Annotated in this window: 26 protein-coding genes; 12 read left to right on the top strand and 14 right to left on the bottom strand. The window is 60.4% G+C overall.

Annotation, left to right across the window (positions count from 1 at the left end; translation table 11 throughout):
- Positions 1-10 precede the first annotated feature (10 nt).
- Positions 11-676, top strand: a complete 666-nt coding sequence (locus NIBR502773_RS08815) for a bifunctional 4-hydroxy-2-oxoglutarate aldolase/2-dehydro-3-deoxy-phosphogluconate aldolase (protein WP_026067364.1) — start codon at positions 11-13, stop codon at positions 674-676.
- A gap of 101 nt (positions 677-777) precedes the next feature.
- On the opposite strand, the gene NIBR502773_RS08810 is transcribed toward NIBR502773_RS08815, so the two are convergent.
- Both NIBR502773_RS08810 and NIBR502773_RS08805 read right to left on the bottom strand, forming a co-directional pair.
- Entirely contained in the window at positions 778-1,953 is a 1,176-nt protein-coding gene (locus NIBR502773_RS08810) for an aminotransferase class V-fold PLP-dependent enzyme (RefSeq protein WP_141155871.1), read from the bottom strand.
- Positions 1,954-1,963: 10 nt separating this feature from the next.
- Positions 1,964-2,200 carry a DUF3820 family protein gene (locus NIBR502773_RS08805; RefSeq protein ID WP_003213031.1) on the bottom strand — a complete coding sequence of 79 codons (237 nt, stop codon included), beginning with the start codon at positions 2,198-2,200 and terminating at the stop codon, positions 1,964-1,966.
- Between the two features lie 207 nt (positions 2,201-2,407).
- Here NIBR502773_RS08805 and NIBR502773_RS08800 point away from each other — a divergent pair, with 207 nt between their 5' ends.
- Positions 2,408-2,875, top strand: a complete 468-nt coding sequence (locus tag NIBR502773_RS08800; RefSeq protein WP_010208206.1) for a PA2169 family four-helix-bundle protein — start codon at positions 2,408-2,410, stop codon at positions 2,873-2,875.
- Positions 2,876-3,012: 137 nt separating this feature from the next.
- Here the strand turns inward: NIBR502773_RS08800 and NIBR502773_RS08795 are convergent, their stop codons facing one another.
- Complete coding sequence (locus NIBR502773_RS08795; protein ID WP_003175719.1) at positions 3,013-3,483, bottom strand: MaoC family dehydratase; 471 nt, start codon at positions 3,481-3,483, stop codon at positions 3,013-3,015.
- 56 nt (positions 3,484-3,539) lie between these two features.
- On the bottom strand, positions 3,540-4,484 hold the full coding sequence (locus NIBR502773_RS08790) for an alpha/beta hydrolase (protein ID WP_141155870.1): 945 nt from the start codon (positions 4,482-4,484) through the stop codon (positions 3,540-3,542).
- A gap of 223 nt (positions 4,485-4,707) precedes the next feature.
- On the opposite strand from NIBR502773_RS08790, the gene fadD2 reads away from it, so the two are divergent.
- Entirely contained in the window at positions 4,708-6,396 is a 1,689-nt protein-coding gene (gene fadD2, locus NIBR502773_RS08785) for a long-chain-fatty-acid--CoA ligase FadD2 (RefSeq protein ID WP_141155869.1), read from the top strand.
- Positions 6,397-6,732: 336 nt separating this feature from the next.
- Positions 6,733-8,424, top strand: a complete 1,692-nt coding sequence (gene fadD1, locus NIBR502773_RS08780; RefSeq protein ID WP_115487128.1) for a long-chain-fatty-acid--CoA ligase FadD1 — start codon at positions 6,733-6,735, stop codon at positions 8,422-8,424.
- A gap of 55 nt (positions 8,425-8,479) precedes the next feature.
- Here fadD1 and NIBR502773_RS08775 read toward each other — a convergent pair whose 3' ends face one another.
- Positions 8,480-8,857 carry a hypothetical protein gene (locus NIBR502773_RS08775; protein ID WP_027605603.1) on the bottom strand — a complete coding sequence of 126 codons (378 nt, stop codon included), beginning with the start codon at positions 8,855-8,857 and terminating at the stop codon, positions 8,480-8,482.
- Positions 8,858-9,058: 201 nt separating this feature from the next.
- Here NIBR502773_RS08775 and NIBR502773_RS08770 point away from each other — a divergent pair, with 201 nt between their 5' ends.
- From NIBR502773_RS08770 to def, 3 genes are all read left to right on the top strand, one after another.
- The gene (locus tag NIBR502773_RS08770; RefSeq protein ID WP_016973106.1) at positions 9,059-9,244 is read left to right on the top strand and encodes a CsbD family protein; all 186 of its coding nucleotides are present in this window, start codon (positions 9,059-9,061) and stop codon (positions 9,242-9,244) included.
- Between the two features lie 167 nt (positions 9,245-9,411).
- Positions 9,412-10,368 carry a YihY/virulence factor BrkB family protein gene (locus NIBR502773_RS08765; protein WP_115487127.1) on the top strand — a complete coding sequence of 319 codons (957 nt, stop codon included), beginning with the start codon at positions 9,412-9,414 and terminating at the stop codon, positions 10,366-10,368.
- Between the two features lie 3 nt (positions 10,369-10,371).
- Complete coding sequence (gene def / locus NIBR502773_RS08760; protein ID WP_027605605.1) at positions 10,372-10,911, top strand: peptide deformylase; 540 nt, start codon at positions 10,372-10,374, stop codon at positions 10,909-10,911.
- A gap of 39 nt (positions 10,912-10,950) precedes the next feature.
- On the opposite strand, the gene NIBR502773_RS08755 is transcribed toward def, so the two are convergent.
- The 7 genes from NIBR502773_RS08755 to NIBR502773_RS08725 form a co-directional block, all read right to left on the bottom strand.
- Positions 10,951-11,769 carry a class I SAM-dependent methyltransferase gene (locus tag NIBR502773_RS08755; protein ID WP_141155868.1) on the bottom strand — a complete coding sequence of 273 codons (819 nt, stop codon included), beginning with the start codon at positions 11,767-11,769 and terminating at the stop codon, positions 10,951-10,953.
- 60 nt (positions 11,770-11,829) lie between these two features.
- The gene (locus NIBR502773_RS08750) at positions 11,830-12,267 is read right to left on the bottom strand and encodes a GNAT family N-acetyltransferase (RefSeq protein ID WP_027605607.1); all 438 of its coding nucleotides are present in this window, start codon (positions 12,265-12,267) and stop codon (positions 11,830-11,832) included.
- 287 nt (positions 12,268-12,554) lie between these two features.
- Positions 12,555-13,055: a hypothetical protein gene (locus NIBR502773_RS08745; RefSeq protein WP_141155867.1), complete on the bottom strand. Its 501-nt coding sequence runs from the start codon at positions 13,053-13,055 to the stop codon at positions 12,555-12,557.
- A 134-nt stretch (positions 13,056-13,189) separates the two neighbouring features.
- On the bottom strand, positions 13,190-14,599 hold the full coding sequence (locus NIBR502773_RS08740; RefSeq protein ID WP_141155866.1) for an MFS transporter: 1,410 nt from the start codon (positions 14,597-14,599) through the stop codon (positions 13,190-13,192).
- Positions 14,600-14,611: 12 nt separating this feature from the next.
- Positions 14,612-15,349, bottom strand: a complete 738-nt coding sequence (locus NIBR502773_RS08735) for an NAD(P)-dependent oxidoreductase (RefSeq protein ID WP_141155865.1) — start codon at positions 15,347-15,349, stop codon at positions 14,612-14,614.
- 10 nt (positions 15,350-15,359) lie between these two features.
- On the bottom strand, positions 15,360-15,992 hold the full coding sequence (locus NIBR502773_RS08730) for a glutathione S-transferase family protein (RefSeq protein ID WP_141155864.1): 633 nt from the start codon (positions 15,990-15,992) through the stop codon (positions 15,360-15,362).
- A gap of 427 nt (positions 15,993-16,419) precedes the next feature.
- The gene (locus tag NIBR502773_RS08725; protein ID WP_168209035.1) at positions 16,420-17,451 is read right to left on the bottom strand and encodes a LacI family DNA-binding transcriptional regulator; all 1,032 of its coding nucleotides are present in this window, start codon (positions 17,449-17,451) and stop codon (positions 16,420-16,422) included.
- A 212-nt stretch (positions 17,452-17,663) separates the two neighbouring features.
- Here NIBR502773_RS08725 and NIBR502773_RS08720 point away from each other — a divergent pair, with 212 nt between their 5' ends.
- Both NIBR502773_RS08720 and NIBR502773_RS08715 read left to right on the top strand, forming a co-directional pair.
- Positions 17,664-18,197, top strand: a complete 534-nt coding sequence (locus tag NIBR502773_RS08720) for a gluconokinase (protein ID WP_027605613.1) — start codon at positions 17,664-17,666, stop codon at positions 18,195-18,197.
- A gap of 84 nt (positions 18,198-18,281) precedes the next feature.
- Complete coding sequence (locus NIBR502773_RS08715; RefSeq protein ID WP_027605614.1) at positions 18,282-19,634, top strand: GntP family permease; 1,353 nt, start codon at positions 18,282-18,284, stop codon at positions 19,632-19,634.
- A 96-nt stretch (positions 19,635-19,730) separates the two neighbouring features.
- On the opposite strand, the gene alaC is transcribed toward NIBR502773_RS08715, so the two are convergent.
- A complete protein-coding gene (gene alaC, locus NIBR502773_RS08710) occupies positions 19,731-20,942 on the bottom strand; it encodes an alanine transaminase (protein ID WP_141155862.1) in 1,212 nt (403 codons plus the stop codon).
- A 196-nt stretch (positions 20,943-21,138) separates the two neighbouring features.
- Between alaC and NIBR502773_RS08705 the strand changes: the two genes are divergently transcribed.
- Positions 21,139-21,618: a GyrI-like domain-containing protein gene (locus tag NIBR502773_RS08705; RefSeq protein WP_141155861.1), complete on the top strand. Its 480-nt coding sequence runs from the start codon at positions 21,139-21,141 to the stop codon at positions 21,616-21,618.
- Positions 21,619-21,749: 131 nt separating this feature from the next.
- Here the strand turns inward: NIBR502773_RS08705 and NIBR502773_RS08700 are convergent, their stop codons facing one another.
- On the bottom strand, positions 21,750-22,241 hold the full coding sequence (locus NIBR502773_RS08700) for a GNAT family N-acetyltransferase (RefSeq protein WP_141155860.1): 492 nt from the start codon (positions 22,239-22,241) through the stop codon (positions 21,750-21,752).
- A 144-nt stretch (positions 22,242-22,385) separates the two neighbouring features.
- Between NIBR502773_RS08700 and NIBR502773_RS08695 the strand changes: the two genes are divergently transcribed.
- Positions 22,386-22,805: a nuclear transport factor 2 family protein gene (locus tag NIBR502773_RS08695; protein ID WP_065925269.1), complete on the top strand. Its 420-nt coding sequence runs from the start codon at positions 22,386-22,388 to the stop codon at positions 22,803-22,805.
- Between the two features lie 42 nt (positions 22,806-22,847).
- The gene (locus tag NIBR502773_RS08690) at positions 22,848-23,192 is read left to right on the top strand and encodes a YciI family protein (RefSeq protein ID WP_141155859.1); all 345 of its coding nucleotides are present in this window, start codon (positions 22,848-22,850) and stop codon (positions 23,190-23,192) included.
- Positions 23,193-23,200 lie beyond the last annotated feature (8 nt).

Raw genomic sequence — 23,200 nt, 5'->3', positions numbered from 1 at the left:
ATCAGCCGCTATGAAAAGCCCTCAACCGACCGTGTCCATGGCGGATAAAGTTGCCCTGATCGACAGCCTCTGCGCCAAGGCGCGGATCCTGCCGGTGATCACCATCGCCCGCGAGCAGGACATCCTGCCGCTGGCCGATGCCCTGGCAGCCGGTGGTTTGACCGCATTGGAAGTGACCTTGCGTTCCGAGTTCGGCCTCAAGGCCATTCAGGTGCTGCGTGAGCAGCGGCCTGAACTGTGCACCGGCGCCGGCACCGTACTCGACCGCCACATGCTTGAAGCGGCGGAAGTCGCCGGTTCGCAATTTATCGTCACCCCCGGCATTACCCGTGACCTGCTGGAAGCCTCGGTGCACAGCCCGATCCCGCTGCTGCCAGGCATCAGCAACGCCTCCGGCATCATGGAAGGCTACGGCCTGGGCTACCGTCGCTTCAAACTGTTCCCGGCCGAAGTCAGCGGCGGTGTTGCCGCGATCAAGGCCCTGGGCGGCCCGTTCGGCGAAGTGAAATTCTGCCCGACCGGCGGCGTCGGCCCGGCCAATATCAAGAGCTACATGGCGTTGAAAAACGTGATGTGCGTGGGCGGTAGCTGGATGCTTGACCCGGAGTGGGTCAAGAACGGCGACTGGGCCCGTATCCAGGAAGTCACCGCGCAGGCGCTGGCGCTGCTGGATTGATCTGATTCATCGAATCGTTGTTGCTGTGCTTAACGGCATTTTTGCGGTGCACTTGGTCGGTGTACCGCTTTTTTTTGCCGGTAAAAACCTGAGGCCCACCTTTAGTCTCTGCTTAGCTCGGTAATGGCATTGACCAGGACATTGATGTCCTCTGCCGACGTCACCAACCCCGGTGTCACGCGGATACAGGTACCAAACGCCGCACCGGTGCGCGTGGTGGTAAACAGCCCATAGTCCTTGAGCATGCGATCCACCATCACCTGCTGATCCCGCCCGCTGAACTTGAATGCCGTGATCCCGCAATACAGCCGTGGATCATCCGGCGTCAGCACCTCAATCCCCGGCAACAGTCGCACCTGGCTCACCCATACATCCCGCAGGTAACTGACCCGCGCACCCTTGGCCGCCGCGCCGCCCATGGCGCGATGTTCTTCAAACACCAGCGGCAACGTCATTAACGCGGGGAAATTCGGCGTGCTGTACGACGTACGCGCACGCACGTCGGTGGCGGGGTAGTGGAACTCGCCCATGTCCGGATCAATATCTGCAAGGCGTTCGGGGGCGATATAGAGGAACCCCAGGGTCAGCGGCGCGCCGATCCATTTGTGCAGGTTGAAGCCGGCGAACGCAATGCCCAGTTCGGCGAGGTTGAACTCGATCTGGCCCAGTGCATGGGCGCCGTCGAGGATCACGTCGATGGCATGCTCACGCGCGGTCTTGGCGATGGCCTCTACGGGCATCACCAGGCCGGTGCGGTGGGTCACATGGGTGAGTGCCATCAGCTTCAGGCGCGGGTATTGGGCGAACGCATCGCGATAGGTCTGCACCAGGCTGTCGAAACTGGCCGGATGAGTGTGGGACAACTCGATCACTTCCACACCGCGAACACCCGCCAACCAGCGCATCGCACCTTTGACGGTGTCGTATTCCAGGTCGCTGATCAGCACCTGATCGCCGGGGTGCAGGCGGTTGTAGTTGCGGATCAGCGACTGCAAGGCTTCGGTGGCGTTGCGGGTAAAGGCGACTGCCTCGGGGTCGACGTCGATCAGGCCCGCCAGTTGGCGACGGATCTCGACATTTTCACCTTGCTCGAAGCGCTGGCGCACATACAGCGAGTTGCTGCGGTTGATAAACGCCACGTGCTCCAGGTACTGCGCCTGCACCTCGCGGCTCATACGCCCGAAGTAGCCGTTCTCCAGGTTGATCGGGCCGGGCTCCAGCGCATAGCGCTGGGCGATGGCCTGCCAGTGAGGTTCGTTGTCAGCATTCCTTGGCATGGCGAGTCTCTTAATGGCGGGGGGCGGGTTTGCCGTGTTTAGCGCGCAGCGGTTCCAACAATTCAGATAAACCGTTGTGGTCGATTTCCTGCATCAATGCCAGCAACCCGCCCAGTTCGCCGTGGGGAAAGCCTTCGCGGGCGAACCAGTTCAGGTAGGGACCCGGCAGGTCGGCGATGATCCGGCCCTTGTACTTGCCGAAGGGCATTTCGCGGGTGATCAGCAGTTCGAGTTTTTCGGGATTCATGGGCTTCGTGTTGAGTGAGGCGAGGTCTTCGAAAATACAGGCATTCTGCATGAAGGCCAAATGACAGATCATGCAAATAACGTACATACAGATGGTTCAAATATTTTTAAGTCATTGAAAATAAACATAAAAGTAATTTTTCAAAACCTGGCACGAGCGCTGCAATCATTAATACAACCCTTCTTCACCTGCCTAAGGAATTGAAAAATGACTGACATCAACAAAGAATCGATCTCCGTACTGAACGACCTGATCGAGACCAGCATCGACGGCCAGAAAGGCTTCAAGGAATGCGCAGAAGACATCAAGCATCCGGAACTCAAGGCGCTGTTTGCCAAGCGCTCCGCTGACTGCGCTACCGCCGCCGCCGAATTGAAGACCGCGGTGCGTGCCCTGGGCGGTGATCCGGAAGACTCCGGCAGCGTAGCCGGCGCCCTGCACCGTGGCTGGGTCGACGTGAAGTCGATGCTGACCGGTAAGGACGAAGAGGCTGTGCTGAACGAAGCCGAGCGCGGCGAAGACCACGCACTGAAGGCTTACAAAGAAGCCATCGAGAAGATCAACAAGCACAACCTGCTGGGCATTCGTGACCTGGTTGAGCGTCAGTACCACGGCGTGCAACGCAATCACGACCAGGTAAAAGCCCTGCGTAACCAGGCTCGCGCTCAGTCCTAAGCGCTGCTGTGTAACACATGTGGGAGGGGGCTTGCGCCCGATAGCGGTGGATCAGTCGATATTTCAATGACTGACACACCGCCATCGGGGGCAAGCCCCCTCCCACATTTGCAGGGTGTTGGCCCTGAAAACCGTACTCAGCCGATGCTGATCGGCGGCAACTCGGTCAAGGTCACGACCTGCTGCTTGCGTGGTGCAAGAATTTCCGCCTCGCCATCCACGACCAGCTCATCGCGCTGGTTGAAAACACGGGTGGCAATGCGTACGCGAAACTTCGGCAGCTTTTCGAGGATTTCCAGGCGCACGGTCAGGGTATCGCCGATTTTCACCGGCTTCTGGAAGCTCATCTGCTGGCCGATATAGATAGTGCCCGGCCCGGGCAGCTCACACGCAACGGCTGCGCTGATCAGGGCGCCGCTGAACATACCGTGGGCGATACGCTCCTTGAACATGGTCGCCTTGGCGTATTCGGCATCCAGGTGCACCGGGTTGTGGTCGCCGGACATGGCGGCAAACAGCTGGATATCACGCTCTTCGACGGTCTTGCTGTAGCTGGCGGTCTGGCCGACTTCAAGGGCTTCGTACGGGGTGTTGGTTACCTGGGTCATCTAAAGGTGCATCCTGTGGCTAATCGGTAATTTAACTGTCTGATTTTAAAGTAAATTTATTCGCAGTGGGCCGGCCTGCGCAAGGTCAGGGCCTGGTCGAGCCACCTCAGCACATCGGCGGTGACTTCATCGCGATTGGTTTCGTTGAACACTTCGTGACGCGCCTGCGGGTAGATATTCAGTTGCAGGTGCTGGCTGCCGGCCTCTCGCAGGGCATCGGCCAGGCTTTTGAGACGCTTGCCCTCACTGACCGGATCACATTCGCCGCCCATCACCAGGATCGGCAGGCCCGGATCGATCTGGGCGAGATTGGACGCTTTGCTGATTTGCTGCAAGCCGCCGAGCAGATCGATCCATAGTTGGTTGGTACAGCGGAAGCCGCAGAGTGGATCGTTGATGTATTTGTCGACTTCGTTCGGGTCACGGCTGAGCCAGTCGAACGCGGTGCGATTGGGCTTGAATGCCTTGTTGAACGAGCCGAAGGACAGGAACTCGATCAACGCGCTGCGCCCGCGCACACCCTGGCGCAGGCGTTCGGCGCGAGCGATCAGCCGAGCGGCACGGTACAGCGCCACCGGCTGGAAATTCGAACCGCTGAGAATCGCTCCATGCAGGCTGGCGCTGTGGTGCAGCAGGTAGGCCTGGGCGAGATAGCTGCCCATGCTGTGGCCGAGCAAAATGATCGGCAGCCCCGGATGCTGCTGGCCGATGTGCTGGTTGAGGCTGGCCAGGTCGCCCACCACTTTGTTCCAGCCGTCCTTTTCGGCATACAGGCCCAGCGTGCCTTCGTCGGCGGTGCGGCCGTGGCCACGCTGGTCCGGCGCATACACACCATAGCCGGCACTGCCCAGGGCTTCGGCCAGCCGCGCATAGCGCCCGCTGTGCTCCGCCATGCCGTGGGACAGCATGACCACCGCCTTGGCCGGGCCGTCGGGCATCCAATGATTGACGTACAGGCGGCTGCGGTCATTCGCGGTCAGCCAGAAGGTGCTGTGGTTCATGGGGTTCCCTTTCTCAAGGTCTGCTCAAGGTCTGCTCGACGTTGTTGCAGTGTATAGCTCATCTGTCAGGCGACGGGGTATCTGCCTGCGCATCAGGGACAAGATTCATACAATCAATGACGCAATTTGCTGTATTTGCCTGTTTGGCCATAGCTGCTAACGTCCCCCAAGCTCCGCTTTCTATAAAAGCGGCCGGACACCTTCAGGTAAGGGGACAAGAATAATGCAACCTGATTTCTGGAATGACAAACGCGCGGCGGGCGTTCCCAATGACATCGACCTTTCGGCCTACAAGTCGGTAATCGAAGTCTTCGAGCGCTCGTGCAAGGCCTTTGCCGACCGTCCGGCATTCAGCAACATGGGCATCACCCTGACCTACGCCGAGCTTGAGCGCCAGAGTGCGGCGTTCGCCGGCTACCTGCAGCAGCACACCGACCTCAAGCCCGGCGAGCGCATCGCCGTGCAGATGCCCAACGTGCTGCACTACCCGATTGCCGTGTTCGGCGCACTGCGCGCCGGGCTGATCGTGGTCAACACCAACCCGCTGTACACCCCGCGCGAGATGCGCCACCAGTTCAAGGACGCCGGCGTGCGCGCCCTGGTCTACCTCAACCTGTTCGGTTCGCGGGTGCAGGACGTGTGCACCGACACCGAGATCGACTACCTGATCGAAGCCAGGATGGGCGACTTCATGCCCGCCGCCAGAGGCTGGCTGGTCAACACCGTGGTCGACAAGGTCAAGAAGATGGTCCCGGCCTACCACCTGCCGCGTGCGGTGTCGTTCAAGCGCGCCCTACGCATGGGCGCGGGCCTCGGCGTGACGCGCCATCCGGTGAACCTGAACGATATTGCCGTGCTGCAATACACCGGCGGCACCACCGGCCTGGCCAAGGGCGCGATGCTCACCCATGGCAACCTGGTTGCGAACATGCAACAGGTGCGCGCCTGCATGTCCCAGACCGGCGATGACGGCCACCCGCTGATCAAGGAAGGGCAGGAGGTGATGATCGCGCCGCTGCCGCTGTACCATATCTATGCCTTCACCGCGAACTGCATGTGCATGATGGTCTCGGGTAACCACAATGTACTGATCACCAACCCCAGGGACATCGGTGGGTTTATCAAGGAGCTGAAAAAGTGGCGCTTTACCGGGCTGCTGGGGCTCAACACGCTGTTTGTGGCGTTGATGGACCACCCGGAGTTCAAGAACCTGGATTTCTCCCACCTCAAGCTCACCAACTCCGGCGGTACGGCCCTGATCAAGGCCACGGCCGAACGCTGGGAGCAGATCACCGGCTGCTCGATCGGCGAGGGCTATGGCCTGACGGAAACCTCGCCGGTGGCCAGCACCAACCCCTATGGCAACAAATCACGCCTGGGCACCGTGGGCATCCCGGTGCCCGCCACCGCGATGAAGGTAATTGATGACGAAGGCACCGAGTTGCCCCTGGGCGAGCGTGGCGAGTTGTGCATCAAGGGCCCGCAGGTGATGAAGGGCTACTGGCAGCAACCGGCCGCCACCGCAGAGGCCCTGGACGCCGAAGGCTGGCTGAAGACCGGTGACATCGCGGTGATCGACGAAGATGGGTTTGTGCGCATTGTCGACCGCAAGAAGGATTTGATCATCGTCTCGGGCTTCAACGTGTACCCCAATGAGATCGAGGACGTGGTGATGGCCCACCCGGCCGTGGCCAATTGCGCGGTGATCGGCGTACCGGACGAGCGCACGGGGGAGGCGGTGAAGCTGTTTGTGGTGGCGCGGGCGGAAGGGGTGAGCCTTGAGGAATTGAAGGCGTACTGCAAGACCAACTTCACGGGTTACAAGGTGCCCAAGCACATTGTGTTGCGCGACTCGTTACCGATGACGCCGGTAGGGAAGATCCTGCGCAGGGAACTACGCGACATCGCCTGATGTGAAATGCGGTAAAAATGTGGGAGTCGCGGTGCGACGATTCGGCTTGCCCCCTCCCACATTTATCGTGTGTCGTCCTGAAGGCCTTATTCCAGAGCCTTTCATCAAGGAATTTCAGTTCTGTTTAAAGTGTGACCAAATATTGTAGGACAGTCGTGATTATGACTGCGGGGCCCTCTTTAGGCTCTAGTCGGCCTTTGGCAAAGCTGCTACTCTCGGCGCGCTTTGTGACGTCTAGGCCTGCTTGAAAGCGCCAGATTCACCTAAAAAAACATACACCAATAATAATCGCATCAAATGCGATGATGAATTCGCGTCGCTGAGGAGTGGGCTTCCATGCACGAAGACTTTTGGAAGGATAAGTACCCCGCCGGGATTGCTGCAGAAATCAATCCAGACGAGTATCCGAATATTCAGGCGGTATTGAAGCAGTCCTGCCAGCGCTTTGCCAACAAACCGGCCTTCAGCAACCTGGGCAAGACGATCACCTACGGTGAATTGTACGAATTGTCCGGCGCCTTCGCCGCGTACCTGCAACAGCATACCGACTTGAAGCCCGGCGATCGCATTGCCGTACAGTTGCCCAACGTCCTGCAATACCCGGTCGCCGTGTTCGGCGCCATCCGTGCCGGCCTGATCGTGGTCAACACCAACCCGCTGTACACCGCGCGGGAAATGGAACACCAATTCAATGATTCCGGCGCCAAGGCGCTGGTCTGCCTGGCCAACATGGCCCATCTGGCGGAAAAGGTCGTGCCCAAGACCGCCGTCAAGCATGTGATCGTCACCGAAGTCGCCGACCTGTTGCCGCCGCTCAAGCGCCTGCTGATCAACAGCGTCATCAAGTACGTGAAGAAAATGGTCCCGGCCTATCACTTGCCCAAGGCGATCAAGTTCAACGACGTACTCGCCAAGGGCCAGGGGCAAGCGGTCAACGAAGTCTGCCCGGCCAGCGGCGATGTTGCCGTATTGCAATACACCGGTGGCACCACCGGCGTGGCCAAGGGCGCGATGCTCACCCACCGCAACCTGGTCGCCAACATGTTGCAATGCAAGGCGCTGATGGGCTCCAACCTCAATGAAGGTTGCGAGATCCTGATCACGCCGCTGCCGCTGTACCACATCTATGCGTTCACCTTTCATTGCATGGCGATGATGCTGATCGGCAACCACAACATCCTGATCAGCAACCCGCGCGACCTGCCGGCGATGGTCAAGGAACTGTCGAAGTGGAAGTTCAGCGGCTTTGTCGGCCTGAACACTCTGTTCGTGGCGCTGTGCAACAACGAAGCCTTCCGCAAGCTGGACTTCTCCGCGCTGAAAGTCACCCTGTCGGGCGGCATGGCCCTGCAACTGGCGGCGGCCGAGCGTTGGAAAGCGGTGACCGGTTGCGGCATCTGCGAAGGCTACGGCATGACCGAAACCAGCCCGGTGGCGACGGTGAACCCGATCCAGCATATCCAGATCGGTACCATCGGCATTCCGGTGCCGTCGACCCTGTGCAAGGTCATCACCGACGACGGTGTCGAGCTGGCCCTGGGTGAAGTCGGCGAACTGTGCGTCAAGGGCCCGCAGGTGATGAAGGGCTACTGGCAGCGTGAAGACGCAACCGCCGAGATCCTCGACAGCGAAGGCTGGCTGAAGACCGGCGACATCGCGATCATCCAGCCGGATGGCTACATGCGCATCGTCGATCGCAAGAAGGACATGATCCTGGTCTCCGGCTTCAACGTGTACCCCAACGAGCTGGAGGACGTGCTGGCGGGCCTGCCGGGCGTACTGCAGTGCGCGGCCATCGGTGTGCCGGATGAAAAGTCCGGGGAACACATCAAGCTCTTCATCGTGGTCAAGCCGGGCGCCACCCTGACCAAGGAGCAGGTCATGGAGCACATGCGCGCCAACGTCACCGGCTACAAGGTGCCCAAGGCCGTGGAGTTCCGCGATGCGTTGCCGACCACCAACGTGGGCAAGATCCTGCGCCGCGAGTTGCGCGATGAAGAACTGAAGAAACTCGGTCTTAAAAAGTAATCCGATCCAAATGTGGGAGGGGCTTGCCCCCTCCCACATTTTTTTGACCGCGTTCTTACACGGCGAACTGCGCGAAGCTCACACCCGCACCCGCCGGCCGCACGTCCTTCAAGAACGAATCCTTATCCGCGCTCAGCTCCAGGGTAATCTCCGGCTTGCGCTTGCCCGCGTTGCGCACCACCAGCCCCTCGAGCTTTTCACGCAGGAACACGGTCGGCACCTTCAGGTGCAGCAGCTGGTCGGTCTCGGCGTTGTGCATCAACAGGTGAATCCACTCGTACTGGCCGACGGCAATACGCCCCACCGGCAGATCGAACCACCAGATGTTGCGTTTGCGGTCCAGGTCGGTGAAGTGGCAGTTGTTGACGCCGAGTACGGCACCGCCCAGTTCCTGGTTTCTGCGGGCGATGGCCTGTGCTTTATTGAGTTTCATAACCTTCCTACGGGATCTGTTATTCAGCGTTGGCGCCTGAATGTGCCGGGCATTCTCGTGGGTTGGCTGCAAAACATAAAGCCAAACCTGTCGTTGGCGATGAAATGTTCACCGAAAAATAATTGAAACTCTGCCGAACGGCCTCGGGTCAATCTCTACGTAATGACCAAAACCCTTTGATTGTTCTTTCGGAGAAATACCATGGGCAGCACAGCGGATAAGGCAAAAGGTTTGAAAGACGAAGCCGTCGGTAACATCAAGCAAGGCGTCGGCAAAGTCACCGGCAACGACAAACTGCGCGCTGAAGGTGTCGTGCAGGAAAAGAAAGGCCAGGTTGAAAAAGCCGTGGGCGACACCAAGGACGCGGTGAAAAAAGCGACCAAGTAAGACTGCCATCGTGCAGCCGGACGGCCATCCACGGATGGCCGTTTTTATGTCACATGCAGTGATTAAAGTTTCGAAATTGTTTCAAGGTCGCCAAATAGGCTACCTTGATGTAGAAAACGGCCCCTGAGTCGCCCATGAACCCCCTTTTTGCGGCGAAAGGAGACGCTATGATTTTTCCGGTTCTCGATGGTCTCAAGCTCCACACAGTGCTGGTGCGCACCGTCAAGGAATTCGTCGATGACGAGATGTCCACCTACGCCTCGGCACTGGCCTACCAGATGCTGTTTTCGTTGTTTCCCTTCCTGCTGTTCCTTATCGCCCTGATCGGTTTCCTGCACCTGCCGGACTTTTTCACCTGGCTGCGCCTGCAGTCGGAGCTGGTGCTTCCGCCCCAGGCCCTGGAGCAGGTCAACCCGGTGATCGACCAGTTGCAGCAATCCAAGGGTGGCCTGCTCTCGGTGGGTATCGTGATTGCCCTCTGGACCGCCTCCGCTGGCGTGCGCCTGATGATGAGCGCCATGAACGCCGCGTACGACGTCGTGGAAGGCCGGCCGATCTGGAAGCGTTTTCCGCTGTCGATTTTCTACACCATCGGCATCGCCGGCATGCTGCTGGCTGCTGCCGCGTTGATGGTGCTCGGTCCGCAGGTGATGGAATGGCTGGCCGGCCAGATCGGCATGCAGGAATTCGTGGTGACCTTGTGGACCATCGTGCGATGGCCGCTGATCGTGATCCTGCTGATGTTTGCCGTGGCCCTCATGTATTACGTGATGCCGGACGTCGAGCAGAAATTTCGCTTTATTACCCCAGGTTCGGTGCTTGCGGTGGTGGTGTGGATCGTCGCCTCTCTCGGTTTTGGCTACTACGTCAAAACCTTCGCCGACTACAACGCCATGTATGGCAGCATCGGTGCGATCATCGTGTTGCTCCTGTACTTCTACATTTCCGCCGCCGTGCTGTTGCTGGGGGCGGAGATGAATGCCGTGATCGAGCACATGTCGGCCGAAGGCAAGGAGCCAGGCGCAAAGGATTTCGATGAGCCCGCGCCCGCGCCCGCGCATGAAAAACAACATGTCTCCGGCCTCGGCCGCGACCACTCCAAACCCACTACCGATGAAGTCTGATCGATGATCCGTGAAATCCTGAAAATGGGCGATGAACGCCTGCTGCGTATCGCCCCGCCGGTACCGCCGGAAATGTTCGACAGCCCCGAGCTGTGGCAATTGATCGACGACATGTTCCAGACCATGGAGCACGTGGGCGGCGTCGGCCTGGCCGCGCCGCAGATTGGCGTCGACCTGCAACTGGTGATCTTTGGGTTCGAAGCCAGCGAGCGCTACCCGGATGCGCCGCCGGTGCCGCAGACCATCCTGATCAACCCATTGATCACGCCGCTCAGCCCGGTGCTGGAAGAAGGCTATGAAGGCTGCCTGTCGGTGCCCGGACTGCGTGGTGCGGTGGACCGTTACCAGCAGATTCGCTACGAGGGGTTTGATCCGAAGGGCGAGCCGATCGTCCGTTTTGCCGATGGCTTCCACGCGCGGGTGGTGCAGCATGAATGCGATCACCTGATCGGCCGGCTGTACCCCTCGCGCATTACCGACTTCAGCAAGTTCGGCTTTATTGAAGTGATGTTTCCCGACATGGACCCAACCGCTGACGAGTAATCGCCGGCCCGTTGAGAACATAATCTGGGAGGGAGCAGGTTATTTGGCCGGTTTGACGAACCGTAACGTCATCCGGTCCGACTCGCCAATCGCCACATATTTTGCCTTGTCCTGCTCCCCCAATTTCAACGTCGGCGGCAACGTCCACACGCCGGCGGGATAATCCTTGGTGTCCTTCGGGTTGGCGTTGACCTCGCTCTGGCCTGCCAGCTTGAACCCCGCGTCGGTGGCCAGTTTCACCACCTGGGCGGTGGTCAGGTAACCGCTGTCCTTGATCGCCTCCAGCTCGGCCCCGTCCTTGGCCCGGTGATCTTCCACGCCCAGCACGCCACCCGGTTTCAACACCGTGTAGAACGCGCGGAACGTGGCCTCGGCGGTATCGGCCAGCACCCAGTTATGCACATTACGGAACGTCAGCACGGCATCCGCCGAAGCAGGTTTGCCGAACACCGGTGCCTTGGGGTCGAACTCGACCACGTCTGCCTTGGCATAGCGCGTCGGGTCGGCGGCGAATTTGTTTTTCAGGTTCTCTTCGGACGTGCGCGCATAGGCGCTGCTGCTTGGCGCTTGCACGGCGGCGATGTAACGCCCGTGCTCCTTGAGCAACGGTGCCAGCAGTTCGCTGTACCAACCGCCCCCTGGGGTAATTTCGATCACGGTCTGCCTGGCGCCCAGGCCAAAGAATTCCAAGGTCTGCTGCGGGTGGCGATAGCCGTCGCGGGCGCTGTTGGCCGGGTCGCGCCAATTGCCGGCCAACACACTGGCGTATTGCTGGGCGCTGATCGGTGCGTCGGCGGCCTGGCTGAACGTGGGAACGAGGAGGGCGGTAAGGGACAGAGCTGCAAAGGTCGCTTTCATGATCATCCGAAAAGTGGGCCACTGTGTCGCCGAGGCTAGCATGGGGCCCATACGGGGCGATCACACATTATCCGAGGACGACCTCACTAAACGATCTAAGCCCATGGCGATCATCGGTTTGTTGCGCTTGTAGCGCACCAGCCGCTCGCTGAGGGATTGCGGCAATAGCGTGTCCTGGGTGAAACCCATGCGCTGATACAAACCTTCCAGGTCCGGATGGCACAACAACCACAGCGTGCCTTGCACCTCGGCCGCCGCCGCCGCTATCAATCGCCCCGCCAACCCCTGGCCGCGATACGCCGGGTCGACAAACACGCCGGTCAACCACTGTCCGCCGACCACGGGTGTCAGGCACAGACCGGCGACAATCTCGCTGTCGCGCGCTACCCACAAACGCCCGCCCTTGAGCGCCTTCATCGGTGAGTCATGACGGCGATAAAACTTGTTCAGCAGCGGCCATAGCGGCTCAGCCAGGGGGGCGATGTGCAGTTCGGGCATGGTGTTTGGGCAACATAATCAAGGGCCGGGGATTATAAGCGCCTTCTGTGCGGCAATAGGTGGTATACCCAGTGTTACATCCCCTGTAAGTGGAGCATGCATCATGGCCAAAGGTATGGATTCAAAGAAAGCCGCGAAGAAGAAACCGGCAAAGACCGCCGACGAAAAACGCGCCGACAAGAAAGCCAAGAAAACCGAGACCGGCCTGTTCGGTCACTGAGTTAATGATCATTCCCACGCACCCGCGTGGGAATGCCGCCAGGGACGCTCGGCGCCCCACCTGTGACTTAGATCGCCGCCAGGGTTTCTTTCACTGCCCGCGCCTGCGGGTCAGTGGTCTTCGCCGCTACCTGCTGCTCTTGCTGCTGCTTCAAACGCTCGGCCACTTGCTTGGAAATGGCGTCCTGCTTTTCCTGCGACATGTTCTGCACATCCGCCTCGGTCAACCCTTGTTCCTTGAGCAATTGCTCACGGATACGCTCGGCCGGGGTTTTGCTCATGTAATCGGTGAAGTCTGCGCGGGCGGAGCTTGTGGCGGGTACATCCGTCGTCGCCGTGGTGGCCGCTGTGCTGGCCTGCAACTGCACGCGGGTCTTGGCGAAAGCTTCGTCGATGCGATCTCCCGCCTTGTCCAGATCCTTCTGCGCGGCCGGCAGGGTCACGCTTTGCTGCGCCGCTTGCAGGGCACCGCTGTACAGCGTGCTGGCGGCGGCGTTGGCCGGGTCCATGTCGGGACGCGTGATCTTTTGAAGGGTCGACACGGCTTGGGGGTTTTTGTTAACCAGCATGATCGGTCACCTGGGAAAATGTTCGGTGCCATAGCGGGAGCAAATAACATGCCGAGTCCGATAACCCCCGGTTTGATTGGATTTGGCCTGGCCGCCGCGGCAAACATTGTCCTGCCGGCGGCCAACCGTTGCCGTCAATGGGCGATATTTTCCAAGGCCAGGTTGCGCGTACGCGGGCCGAACCAACTGATGGTGATCATCACGATCAGCATGCTGCTGGCAATAAACGCCAACACACCGGGTGTGCCCAGGTGTTCGAGGATAAAACCGATCAACAGGCTGCTGAACACCGTCGACAAGCGGCTGAACGAATAGCAGAACCCCACCGCCCGCGCGCGGATATTGGTCGGGAACAGCTCGCTCTGGTAGGAGTGGTAACTGAAGCTCAGCCAGGCGTTGCAGAAGGTGATCATCACTCCGCAGATCACCAGCCCCACCGCCGTGGTTTGCAGGGCGAACAGGCTGCCGAAGATCACCGCACCCATGGCGGAGCCGACGATCTGCCATTTGTTTTCAAAGCGGTTGGCCACCTTCACAAACAGCAATGGCCCCAGCGGGTAGGCGAGGGTGATGATAAAGGCGTACAGCAAGCTGTGGGTCACGCTGACACCCTGGCCCGAAAGCAGCGCCGGCAACCAGTTGCCGAAACCAAAGAAGCCGATGGCCTGGAACACATGGAACACAATCAGCATCAACGCGCGGCGGCGGTACGGCGGTTGCCAGATGTCGGCAAAACGGCCACTGCCTTGCACGCTGACGGCTTCGGGTTCGGGTTCATCCAGCGGTTTGCCATGGTCTTTCCGGCAGCGTGCCTCCAGGGTGTCCATGATCCTGCCGGCTTCTTCGAAGCGGCCTTTCTGCGCCAGCCAGCGCGGTGATTCCGGCAGGCGCTTGCGCAGTTGCCAGATAAACAGCGCAAACACCGCACTGCTCAGCACCACCCAACGCCAGCCCGACACCCCGAACGGTGCCTGGGGCACCAGCCACCATGACATCAACGCCACGGCCGGCACCGACAGGAATTGGATGAAAAACGCAAAGGCAAACGCCGAACTGCGCATGCGCTTGGGCACCAGTTCCGATAGGTAGGCGTCGATGGTCACCAGCTCGATGCCCAGGCCGATGCCCACCAGGAAACGCATGCAGATAATGCCCAGCGCGGATGTCTGAATGCCCATCAACACCGTGGCGACGGTGTACCAGATCAAGGCAAAGGTGAAGATCGCTCGGCGCCCGAAGCGGTCGGCAATCGGGCTGAGCAGGCTGGCGCCGAGGAACAGGCCGAGGAAGGTCGCCGAGGCGAACGCCGCCTGGTCGGAGAAGCCAAACACGCCCTCGCTGCCGGTGTGGAAAATCCCGTCACTGATCAGGCCGGGGCTGATGTAGGCGGTCTGGAACAAATCATACAGCTCGAAAAAACCGCCGATCGACAGCAGCGCCACCAGGCGCCAGACCGTGGCAACGGCGGGCAGGCGGTCGATACGCGCGCTGATATGGGCGGCGCGGATCGGGTCGATGCCGTCTGTAGCGGGGAGTGCAGGCATGGCGGGGAAAACTCAGTCAGTGATGGGGATATCGAAGGTCTGAAATGCATCGTCCAACGGATGGTAACCCAACACCCGCGTGGTTTCGCTCAGGTCCAGGCGCTTGAAACGGTTATTGGAAATGCCATGGGCGATCAGGTGTTTCACGCCCTTGGCCTCCACTGCACGCTGCAGCAGCTGCACGGCATCCCGCGGGCTGAGCCAGGCGCTGAGGTCGCGGGCGTTGTTCAGGTCGTGGGTTTCAACGAATTCGAACGCGCCGATGCGCAGGGCAATCGTCGACAGCGGGGTTTTCGCCGCGTAGTAGCCACACAGCGCTTCGCCGTAGCATTTGCTCACGCCATACAGGTTGCCCGGCATCACCTGCATGCCTGGGGTGATCTGCCGGTCTACCGGGTAGCCTTCGATGGTTTGCGCGCTGCTGGCGAACACCACGCGTTGCACGCCCGCAGCCACGGCGGCTTCGAACAGGTAGGTGGTGGCGAGGATATTGTTTGGTAGCAATTCGTCGAACGTGGCGCTGGCGTGGGGGATGCCCGACAGGTGCACGATCACATCGATGCCTTCGAGCAGGCTGGCCAGGCTGGCTTTGTTGCTGAGGTCGGCGTGCACGAAGCGGTGTTCGCCCAGGTCGAAATCAGGCGCGATGCGGTCGGTGAGGGTGAAACGGTAGCGGTCTCTCGAGGCTTCGAAAAACGTCTTGCCGATTCTGCCGCAGGCGCCAGTGAGCAGTACGTTGAGTCCTTTCACGTGCGTCTCCTCAGTTGTGTCCGTCGAGGGCGAAGAGCTGGAAGCCCTGGTGCTGGCCGAGGCGCTGATAATAGGCCGCAATGGCCGGGTAGGCCGGGCGCGCCATGGGCGTCATCTGCCAGCGGTGCACCGAGAGGCCGATGAGGATGTCGGCGAGGGTGAATTCATCGCCGGCAACAAAGGCCCCGGTTTTGGCCAGTTGTTGCTCGAGGATGCCCATCTTGTCGTTCCAGCGTTGCACGGCGGCTTCAATCTGCGCCGCGTCCAGGCCGTCCGGGTTATTGCGTACCAGGGCGGTGAAGGCATCGCCCCAGGCACGGTTGAGCTCGACGGCCTGCCAGTCGATCCACTGCTCCACCCGGGCCCGTGGTGCGGGCTCGATGGGCAGCAGGTCGTGGCGTTGGTAAAGCCCCACGAGGTAGCGGCAGATGGTATTGGACTCCCACAGCACGCCGTGGTCGTCGATCAGCACGGGTATCTGCGCGTTGGGGTTCAGGGCAAGGAATTCGGCGGACTGGGTGGGCTGGAAGCCGATGCCCCAGTCTTCGCGCACGTAGTCGATGCCCAGTTCCTGGCAGGTCCAGAGCACTTTGCGCACGTTGATGGAGGACGTGCGACCCAGGATTTTCAGTGAATGTGCCATGGTGCTTTCCTTGCGATGGAGAACAGCCAATCTAGCAGGCGGGAGAAGCTACGGCGATGCCTCCGAGCGGGCGGGGTCAAAATGTGGGAGGGGGCTTGCCCCCGATAGCCATGGGTATCTACACAACTTGCAGATCCTGACAAATCTCTCTGTGGTGAGCGGGCTTGTCCCGCGTTGGGCTGCGTAGCAGCCCCAGTAAAGAAGAATGCGGTGTATCAGACACTCTGTAGAGGCTGGTTTTGGGGCTGCTACGCAGCCCAGCGCGGGACAAGCCCGCTCGCCACAACAGCCCTGTCTGCCGGACGTTCAGTGTTGAGCCAAAGGTGTGTGGATACCTAAGCCCCGATAGCGTGTCAGCCACCAAATGTTCTGGCTGACATTCTGCTTTCGGGGGCAAGCCCCCTCTCACATTTTGACCGCGTAGGGACTACGTGCTCTCGCGAACCTGCAACTCAAACCCCATGTCCACCACCGGCTTAGCGATCCTGTTGCCCGCCATGATCGTCAACAAATGCTCCGCCGCCCGCCGCCCGATCGCTTCCCTGGGGGTACTGATGCTGCTCAGGCGCGGCACCATGAAGGACGAGGCCGGCAAGTCGTTGAAGCCCAGCACCGCGACACGTTCTGGGACTTTGATGCCGTGGCGCATGGCTTCCAGCAGCGCGCCCTGGGCCAGGTCGTCGTTGCCGAAGAAGATCGCATCCACATCCGGATGGGTGGCCAGCAGTTGCAGGAACAGTTCGCCGCCCAGGCCGACCGAGGAAGGGCGTGGTGTCAGCAGTTCCAGCGCCGGGTCGTACAGGCCCGCCTGTTGCAGCGCACGGCGGAAGCCTTCGCCACGCAGCAGGGTGCGTTGGTCCAGTTGCGCGCCGATATACGCCAGGCGCTTGCGCCCGCGGGAGATCAAATGTGCGGCCGCGGTTTCACCCGCCGCCAGTTGCGAGAAGCCCACGCAGTTCACGCCGGCGTTGGGGTCGAGGTCCATCATGTACACACACGGCACATTACTTGCCTCGACCATCCGTCGGGCGCTTTCGGTGCGATCAAAGCCGGTCAGCAGCAAACCCCGTGGCTGATAGGCCATGTAGTTGCGTAGCAGGGTTTCCTCTTCGTCGCGCGAATAGTGGGAGTTGCCGATCAGTACTTCAAAGCCCTTTGGCCGCAGCACCTGGTGGATGGCTTCGAGGGTTTCGATAAACAGCAGGTTGGACAACGACGGCACCAATACCACCACCGAATGGCTCTGGGCCGAAGCCAGGGCGCGGGCGGCGGGGTTGACCACGTAGTTGAGTTCGGCAGCGGCGTGCTGGACTTTTTCCACCAACTCGGTGGCCACGGTGCTGATGCCGCGCAACGCGCGGGAGGCGGTAATCGGGCTGACGCCGGCCAGGCGGGCAACTTCGTTGAGGGTAGGGCGACCGGTGGTGCGGGTATTTTTATCGTTCTTGGAGGTCATCAGGCGGCTTGCCAAACAAAAATCGAGGCACTAAGGTAGCGCTGTCTCCAAAAGGCTGCAAATTATTGAACTATGGGTTGCCTGATCCGGTTCAAATGATTGGAGCGGATGCACGCGTCACTCCATAAAAATGACAAGACGGCGCGGGAAAAGCCTGTTTTTGCACTTGCCTCACCGCGTGCAAAGGTAGCGCTATCTGCGTCTTGAGGTGTTTCATGAGTCAACCTGTTACCGCCCTGGTCATCATGGGTGTTGCCGGCTGTGGCAAAACCAGCGTCAGCGAGGCCCTGTGCCGCCTGAACGGTGCCACCGCCATTGAAGGCGACAGCTTTCACCCCGCCGCGAACATCGAAAAGATGAGCGCCGGCCACCCCCTCAACGACGACGACCGCGCCGGTTGGCTCGACATCCTGTGCGATGAACTGCGCCGTTCGCTCAAAGCCGGTGAACATCCGGTACTCACCTGCTCCGCGCTGAAAAAGAAATACCGCGACCACCTGCGCGAAGCCGCGCCGGGCCTGGGCTTTGTATTCCTGGAGCTGACCCGCGAAGTCGCCGCCGACCGCGTGTCCCATCGGCCGGGCCATTTCATGCCGGCCAGCCTCATCGACAGCCAGTTCGCCACCCTTGAATCGCCCAAGGGCGAGCCGCTGACCCTGGCCCTCAACGCCAGCGAAGACAGCGTCGAGGAGTTGGCCAGGCAGACCAACGCCTGGTGGCTGACACACGGTTTTGAACCATCCAACTGATTTTTTGCCGGAAAAGATAGCGCTATCCCCGGCAGGAAATTCAACACCCGCTTTAATAACAACAACAAACAGGAGAGACCCCCCATGTTTGGCATGTCCCACGAGTCGTACCTGCTGTTAGATGCAGTCGTTACCATCATCGGGCTGATCGTCTTGATCACCCGCTTCAAGGTTCACCCGTTTATCGCGCTGATCATCGCGGCCGGCTTCCTTGGCCTGACCTCGGGCATGCCGGTGGACAAGATCATCAAGGCGTTCCAGGACGGTTTCGGCGGGGTGCTTGGCTTTGTCGGCATCATCCTCGCGCTGGGCACCATGCTCGGCAAGATGATGGCCGAATCCGGCGGTGCCGATCAGATCGCCCAGACCCTGATCCGCGCCTTTGGCAAGGACAAGGTCCAGTGGGCCATGATGTTCGCCGCGTTCCTGGTGGGCATTCCGTTGTTCTTCGAGATCGGCTTTGTACTGCTGATCCCGCTGGTGTTTATCGTTGCGCGCCGCACCGGCGTGTCGCTGATCAAGATCGGCATCCCGCTGCTCGCCGGCCTCTCGGCAGTCCACGGCCTGGTACCGCCGCACCCGGGCCCGCTGCTGGCCATCGGCGTGTTTGGCGCTGACATCGGCAAGACCATCCTGTACGGCCTGATCGTCGCGCTGCCGACGGCCATTATCGCTGGCCCGATCTTCGGTACGTTTATCGCCAAGTACATCCCGGGCAACCCGTCCCAGGAACTGGTCGATCAACTGGCCCGCGAGCCTGAGAACAAAAACCTGCCGAGCTTCAGTATCACCCTGGTCACCGTGCTGCTGCCGGTGTTCCTGATGCTGCTCAAAACCTTCGCCGACATCGCCTTTGCCGAAGGCAACGTGGTGCGCAACTGGATGGACATGATCGGTCACCCGATCACCGCCTTGCTGCTGGCGTTGCTGCTGTCGCTGTACACCTTTGGCAGTCGCCAGGGCATCCATTCCAAGCAGATCCTCAAGCTGCTTGACGCCAGCCTTGCACCGACCGCCGCGATCATCCTGATCATCGGTGCCGGTGGTGGCTTCAAGCAGATGTTGGTGACCAGCGGCGTGGGTGACGTGATCGGCCACATGGCGGTGAACGCACAGATCAACCCGATCCTGCTGGCGTGGCTGGTGGCGGCGGTGATTCGCGTAGCGACCGGTTCGGCCACCGTGGCGACCATTACCGGCGCGGGCATCGTAGTGCCGGTGGTGGGGATGATTCCCGGAGTTAACCGTGAGCTGCTGGTGTTGGCGACGGGGGCGGGTTCGTTGATTCTGTCTCACGTCAACGATGCGGGGTTCTGGCTGGTGAAGCAGTACTTCAACATGACCGTGGCCGAGACCTTCAAGACCTGGACGGCGATGGAGACCATCCTGTCCGTTGTGGCACTGATCTTTATCATGTTGCTGTCGTTGGTGGTCTAACAGACACGCTACAAGGCAAGGGTGAAAACCCAATGCAACTGTGGGAGGGGGCAAGCCCCTCCCACAGTTTGACCACATTTGTTCAGGTGGATCGGGTCAGGCTTTAGCGACCAGCCCATCCGCCCGGAACATCCCGCGAATCCCCCGCACCGCCTGGCGAATCCGGTCCTGGTTCTCGATCAGCGCGAAGCGCACATGATCATCCCCATACTCGCCAAACCCAATCCCCGGCGACACACAGACCTTCGCTTCCAGCAGCAGCTTCTTGGCAAATTCCAGCGAGCCCATGGCGGCATACGCCTCGGGGATCTTCGCCCAGACGTACATCGACGCCTTGGGATTCTCCACCATCCAGCCCAGCTCATGCAGGCCCTTGACCAGCACATTGCGGCGCTGGCGGTACTGCTCGGCAATGTCCTTTACGCACTGTTGGTCGCCTTCCAGTGCGGCAATCGCGGCGACTTGCAGCGGGGTGAAGGTGCCATAGTCGTGGTAGCTCTTGATCCGCGCCAGGGCGTTGACCAGTTCCGGGTTGCCCACCATGAAACCGATACGCCAGCCGGCCATGTTGTAGCTCTTGGACAGGGTGAAAAACTCCACCGCAATGTCCTTGGCGCCCGGCACCTGCATGATCGACGGGGCTTTCCAGCCGTCGTAGACGATGTCGGCGTAGGCCAGGTCATGCACCACCAGCACGTCGTACTGCTTGGCCAGGGCGATCACCCGTTCGAAGAAATCCAGCTCCACGCACTGCGCGGTCGGGTTGGACGGGAAGCCGAGGATCATCATCTTCGGCTTGGGGATCGACCCACGGATTGCCCGTTCCAGCTCGGCGAAGAAGTCCACGCCTGGAATCAGCGGCACCGAACGCACCTGGGCGCCGGCAATCACGGCACCGTAGATATGAATCGGATAACTCGGGTTGGGCACCAGCACCGTGTCGCCCTGGTCCAGGGTGGCCAGCATCAAATGCGCCAGGCCCTCCTTGGAACCGATGGTCACGATGGCTTCGGTCTCGGGGTCGATGTCCACTGCGTAGCGATCCTTGTACCAGCGCGAAATTGCCCGGCGCAGACGTGGAATGCCTTTGGAGGTGGAATAGCCGTGGGTGTCTTCACGCTGGGCGACGGTGACCATCTTCTCCACGATATGGGGAGGCGTGGCGCCGTCGGGGTTACCCATGCTCAAGTCGATGATGTCTTCGCCGCGCCGACGCGCAGCCATCTTCAGCTCGGCAGTGATATTGAAAACGTAAGGGGGGAGTCGATCTATGCGCGCAAAGCGGCGCGGCGAACCTTGGTCGGCCATTGTTGCCTCGAGAGTACGTAAGCGCCCGGAACCGTCCGAGCGACGTCGGCCACTGCGGTGGCCTGCGGGGCAGACAATACGGTCGATGATGGCCAGTTGTCCAGATGTGTCGGGAAATTTTCTGCATGGAGTACTGCAAGGATATGCCCCTATACTCGATACGGGTTTGTTCCCTCATAAGAAGGAGACTGTTCAGATGGACCAGCAGACAAAACAACCGTTAGAGCCGCGCATGGAAGACGGCAAGACCTTGGTGATCGCCGGGGTGCAAGGGCGTTATTCGAAGGCCACCGTGGGGGATATCCCCAAGTTGTGGAGCGTGTTCGACGAAAGCGTAAAACACATCAAGAAACGCGTCGGCGGGGTGACCTACGGCGTTTGCCATAACCCCAGCCACGGTGAATTCGATTACATGGCCGGGGTGGAAGTACCGTCCAAGGGCGATGTGCCGAGCAACTTCGAGTGCGTCGAACTGCCTGCGCACCACTACGCCGTGTTCCCGCACTATGGCCCGGTGCAGGCACTGGAGCAGACCTATGAGCGCATCATGTTCGAGTGGTTGCCGCACTCGGGCTACAAGGTGGCGGGGGCGGATTTCGAGCGCTACAGCGCGGATTTTGATGGGCGCAAGGGGACGGGGACGGTGGAGATCTGGTTGCCTGTAGAACCCAAGTAAGCACTGGCTGGACCCTTCCTTTGTGGCGAGCGGGCTTGTCCCGCATTGGGCTGCGCAGCAGCCCCCCAAACCTACCGCTGCGCAGCAGCCCCCCAAACCTACCGCTGCGCAGCCCGTCAGCAGAGCCATGGTTAAGACGCATACACCCACCTCAACCTCCGCTCATACCCAACCCGCCCCTTATACGCCTCCCCGCTGTCCACCCATCCTGCGCCCAGATACAACCCCATCGCCGCCACATTGTCCGTGTCCACCGACAACTCCAGCGCCTTGATCTGCGGCCACGCCTGCAATGCCGCCGCCGGCAAGGCTTGCAGGCAGGCCTTGCCGAATCCACGCCCTTGCTGCTGCCGATCCACCTGCAACGCATGCAGCGTTGCGCTGTGTTCATCGGCCCAGTGGGGCAGGCAGGGTGGGCGTTTAAGCAGGAGGAAGGCTACCGGAATGTCGTCGGCCAGCAGGGCAAAGCCTTTGACGCCGGGGCTGGGCTTGGCCAGGAGAGAATTGAGGGCGCAGTACATGTCGCCGCAAAACGGCAACTGTTCAGGGTGAACTTCGATGGCGCTGACGTGCTGTTGTTGCACGGCATTCAGGGTTTCGTAGGCGACAAGGCGGGTTTGCATCGGCGTGTCCGAACAGCGGCAAGGAAGGGCGCAGTCTATCGGGTTTGTGCTGGACAACATTATTTTTCAACGGGCTGTCGATTTGCCCGAGGGCCGTTCGACTAAGGGTGTCTTCCGTGATTTCCAACCCGAAGGAGTATCGCCATGAGTACCGCAATCAACACCCTGATCGAGCAATGGAAGCAAGCCGTGCTTTCCCGGAATATCGATAAAATTGTCAGCTATTACGCCGACGATATCGTCTCGTTCGACGCCGTGACCGCCCTGCAGTTCAAAGGCAAGGCGGCCTACCGTGCGCACTGGGAGGCCTGCATGGAGCACTGCCCCGGCCCGGGCATTTTCGAGTTCCACGAACTGCGTATCGTCGAGTCCCAGGACAGCGCATTCGCCCACTGGCTCGCCCACTGCGGCGGCGCCGGGCCGGACGGTGAAGTAAAGGCTTGCTGGATGCGCGTGACCGCTGGTTATCAACGCTTCAACGGCGACTGGAAGGTGGTGCATGAGCACTGGTCGGCGCCGTTCGACATGGCCAGCGGCACAGCACTGTTCGACCTGAAACCTTGAGCGCCGCGAACTATAGTCAATAGTCCGAAGACGGAGACGCACATGAAATACCTCTGCCTGATCTACAGCAACGAGCAGGTGCTGCACACCTCGCCGGACAGCCCCGCAGACCCGGAATGTCTTGCATACGCGCAGTCCATCCAAAAAAGCGGGCGGATGCTCGCCGCCGAGCCGCTGGAGTCGGTAACCACGGCCACCACGGTGCGCATGCGCAATGGCAAGCTGTCGATCACCGACGGGCCGTTTGCCGAAACCAAGGAGCAGCTCGCCGGGTTCTACCTGATCGAGGCGCGGGACTTGAATGAAGCGATCCAGGTGGCCGGTGGCATTCCGGCCGCCCGGGTCGGCAGTGTGGAAGTGCGCCCTGTGCGCCAATTGAATCTCTGAGCACAACA

This window comes from Pseudomonas sp. NIBRBAC000502773 (assembly GCF_006517195.1).
GTDB classification, from domain to species: domain Bacteria; phylum Pseudomonadota; class Gammaproteobacteria; order Pseudomonadales; family Pseudomonadaceae; genus Aquipseudomonas; species Aquipseudomonas marginalis.
This window is presented reverse-complemented; position numbering and strand designations above follow the sequence as displayed.